Origin of the sequence: Bacteroides sp. AM37-9, from assembly GCF_003603455.1 — a bacterium.
Taxonomy (GTDB): domain Bacteria; phylum Bacteroidota; class Bacteroidia; order Bacteroidales; family Bacteroidaceae; genus Bacteroides; species Bacteroides xylanisolvens.
This window is the reverse complement of sequence record NZ_QTNF01000065.1, coordinates 9,730-10,106: the sequence shown is the minus strand read 5'-3', so window position 1 is coordinate 10,106 and position 377 is coordinate 9,730. Positions and strand designations below refer to the sequence as shown.

Below are 377 nucleotides of genomic sequence, written 5' to 3'. Positions count from 1 at the left end.
ACTCTTGAAGACTTGATCATTCAGGCCGGAGGCTTGCGTGAAGCCGCTTCTGTTGTTCGTGTGGATGTATCGCGCAGAATCAGGAATCCCCATAGTACAGCGGATAATGATACTATCGGTCGAACGTATACATTCTCCCTGAAAGAAGGTTTTGTTGTTGACGGTACACCGGGTTTTGTTCTTCAACCTTATGATGAGGTCTATGTACGTCGTAGTCCGGGTTATCAGGCTCAGCAGAATGTAGTTGTTGAAGGTGAAATCCTGTTCGGAGGCTCATACGCCATGACCAGCCGTGAAGAACGCCTTTCAGATTTGATCAATAAAGCTGGAGGTGCTACGAATTATGCTTACTTACGTGGTGCCAAGTTGACTCGTGT

At 46.9% G+C, this 377-nt stretch carries 1 protein-coding gene; it reads left to right on the top strand.

Annotated features, from left to right (window positions below):
• On the top strand, positions 1-377 hold a 377-nt coding region (locus tag DW862_RS26570), incomplete at both ends, for an SLBB domain-containing protein (protein WP_243636526.1).